This window comes from uncultured Nocardioides sp., from assembly GCF_902805925.1.
Lineage (GTDB): Bacteria > Actinomycetota > Actinomycetes > Propionibacteriales > Nocardioidaceae > Nocardioides.
This window is the reverse complement of sequence record NZ_CADCUP010000164.1, coordinates 20749-23136: the sequence shown is the minus strand read 5'-3', so window position 1 is coordinate 23136 and position 2388 is coordinate 20749. Positions and strand designations below refer to the sequence as shown.

Annotated in this window: 3 protein-coding genes; all 3 read left to right on the top strand. The window is 72.4% G+C overall.

The window, feature by feature from the left end; genetic code table 11:
• Positions 1-351 (top strand): NADH-ubiquinone oxidoreductase-F iron-sulfur binding region domain-containing protein (locus QZX64_RS11895; RefSeq protein ID WP_295660050.1); only part of this gene is annotated, 351 nt, incomplete at its 5' end.
• Positions 335-1567: a gephyrin-like molybdotransferase Glp gene (gene glp, locus QZX64_RS11890; protein ID WP_295660047.1), complete on the top strand. Its 1233-nt coding sequence runs from the start codon at positions 335-337 to the stop codon at positions 1565-1567. The genes QZX64_RS11895 and glp, both read left to right, overlap by 17 nt.
• A 12-nt stretch (positions 1568-1579) precedes the next feature.
• Positions 1580-2388, top strand: an 809-nt coding sequence (locus QZX64_RS11885; protein ID WP_295660045.1) for a molybdopterin-binding protein, incomplete at its 3' end; no start/stop codon positions are given.

Below are 2388 nucleotides of genomic sequence, written 5' to 3'. Positions count from 1 at the left end.
GGATCGCTCCAGGACGCCGGCTCCATGCTCGGTTCGGGCGCGATGGTCGTGATCGCCGAGGGCACGAACACCCTCGCCGCTGCGACGAACGTCCTGCGGTTCTTCCGCAACGAGTCGTGCGGCAAGTGCGTGCCGTGCCGGGTCGGATCGACGAAGGCCTACGACCTGCTCGCCGACACCTTGAGCAACGGCGGTGAGCTCGACGACGAGCGGCGCAGCCGGCTGCTCGAGCTCGAGGTGGTCATGCGGAAGACGTCTATCTGCGGTCTCGGCCAGGTGGCCCTGGGTCCGGTGGTCAGTGTGCTCGGGCGCACGGCCAACGCCGAGGTGGACGGTGTCGGCAAACAGTAAGGAGTTCTTCGCGGCGTTGTCCGTCGCTGAGGCCCTCGCCGGGTTTCGGACGCAGCGGCGGACCGGGGTCGAGAGCGTCCCCCGTGAGGAGGCTCTCGGTCGCGTGCCGGCGTCGGTGGTGACCTCCGGCCAGGCGCTGCCCGGGTTCGCGCGGTCCACGGTCGACGGCTACGCCGTCCGCGCCGCCGACACCTACGGTGCCAGCGACGGCCTGCCGTCGTACCTCGACGTGCTCGGTCAGATCCGCATGGGATCGGTGCCCGAGCTCTCCGTGCGTCCGGGCGCCGTACTGCAGATCCCCACCGGCGCGGCCATCCCCGAGGGCGCCGATGCCGTGGTGATGGTCGAGCACACGCAGATGACCATGCCCGGCACCGTGGAGGTGACCAGACCGGTCGCGGTGGGGGACGGTATCGTCCGCGCCGACGAGGATGTCGCCGCGGGCGCAGTGCTCGCACCTGCGGGGCGCCCCCTGCGACCGCAGGACCTCGGACTGCTCGCTGCCGCTGGAGTCACCGAGCTGAAGGCCAGGGCCCGGCCGCGGGTGGCGATCGTGTCGACCGGCGACGAGGTGGTCGCGGCCGACACCCAGCGCCTTGCCGCAGGCCAGGTGCGAGATGCCACCGCCTCCGCGCTGGCCGGCTTGGTGACCCGAGCCGGCGGCATAGCCGACTACCGGGGCATCGTCGCTGACGACCAGGAGGCGCTGACCGCCACGCTCGCCGAGGCCGTGGCCGAGACCGACCTGGTGGTCGTGTCCGCGGGGTCGTCGGTGGGGGCACGCGACGAGACGACGGCGGCGGTCCACGCGCTCGGAGACGCGACCGTGTTCTGCCACGGCCTCGCGATCAAGCCCGGCAAGCCCACTCTGCTCGCCGAGGTCGGCGGCGTGCCGGTGCTGGGTCTGCCCGGCAACCCACTGTCCGCACTGGTGGTGTTCCGGATGGTCGGGCTCCCGGTGCTGCAGCTCGTGGGCGGGATCGAGAGGCCCCCGCCGGAGCCGACGGTGCGGGCCACCCTGTCCCGGTCGCTCGCCTCCGCGGCCGGTCGGCTCGACGTCGTCCAGGTGACGCTGCGCGATGGCGAGGCGAGGCCGATCTTCGGTCACTCGGCGCTCTTGTCGCTGCTCACGACCGCTGACGGGTACGTGGTGGTGCCGGAGCCGGCGACCGGACTCGACGCGGGGGCCGCAGTGACCGTCACCTTGTACGTGTAGGACGATCTCCACGTGACGCACCTCAGCCCCAACAGTCCCTTCGTCAGCGACGTCCCAGCCGCCGAGGCCCTCACTGCGTGGTTGGACGCCTGCCGGGAGGCAGACTGCCCCGAGCGGCTCGACCCGGTGCGGGTGCCGGTCGCCGACGCTCTCGGTCGGGTGACCGCAGAGCCCATCTGGGCGACCAGGTCCTCACCGGCCTCCGACCTGGCGGCGATGGACGGGATCGCGGTGCGTTCGTCGGAGACGAGCGGAGCCTCACCGACCACCCCGAAGCTGTTGTCTGCGGACCACTACGTCGTGGTGGACACCGGCGACCCGGTTCCTGAAGGTTTCGACGCCGTCGTGATGCGCGAGCACGTCCACTACGAGGGTGACGCGGCGGAGATCATGGCGGCTGTCCCGCCCTACCAGCACCAGCGCTCGATCGGGGAGGACGTGAGCGCCGGCGAGCTGCTGCTGCCCGAGGGGCACCGGATGCGGCCGGTCGACATCGCCTCGGCGGCGGCGGCCGGAGCGACTCACGTCGTCGTACGCCGCCGACCGCGAGTGGTCGTCGTCCCCACCGGCGACGAGATCGTGCCCGTGGGCAGCGAGCCGGAGCACGGGGAGATCCTCGACACCAACTCGCTGATGCTGGTCGCCCAGGCGAGGGAGGCGGGGTGCGAGGCGTGGGCGACCGCCATCGAGCCGGACGACGTCGAGCGGATCGGGACCGCGGTCCGGGCCGCGGCAGCGGAGGCCGACCTGGTCGTCGTGGTGGCGGGCTCGAGTGCCGGTCGCGACGACTACACCGCCGGCGTGGTCGCTGACCTCGGCGT